This window comes from Stenotrophomonas sp. Steno-Z4, from assembly GCF_056393145.1.
Window position 1 is genome coordinate 1 of record NZ_JBWJPC010000020.1, and the last position, 475, is coordinate 475.

At 54.5% G+C, this 475-nt stretch carries 1 rRNA gene; it reads left to right on the top strand.

The window, feature by feature from the left end:
* Window positions 1-16: 16 nt before the first annotated feature.
* Window positions 17-475 (top strand): 16S ribosomal RNA (locus AC06E7_RS19080); the annotation flags it as partial.

Consider the following 475-nt stretch of genomic DNA (forward strand, 5'->3'; position numbering starts at 1 on the left):
TCGGACTATGCGTTTTTAAGTGAAGAGTTTGATCCTGGCTCAGAGTGAACGCTGGCGGTAGGCCTAACACATGCAAGTCGAACGGCAGCACAGTAAGAGCTTGCTCTTATGGGTGGCGAGTGGCGGACGGGTGAGGAATACATCGGAATCTACCTTTTCGTGGGGGATAACGTAGGGAAACTTACGCTAATACCGCATACGACCTTCGGGTGAAAGCAGGGGACCTTCGGGCCTTGCGCGGATAGATGAGCCGATGTCGGATTAGCTAGTTGGCGGGGTAAAGGCCCACCAAGGCGACGATCCGTAGCTGGTCTGAGAGGATGATCAGCCACACTGGAACTGAGACACGGTCCAGACTCCTACGGGAGGCAGCAGTGGGGAATATTGGACAATGGGCGCAAGCCTGATCCAGCCATACCGCGTGGGTGAAGAAGGCCTTCGGGTTGTAAAGCCCTTTTGTTGGGAAAGAAAAGCA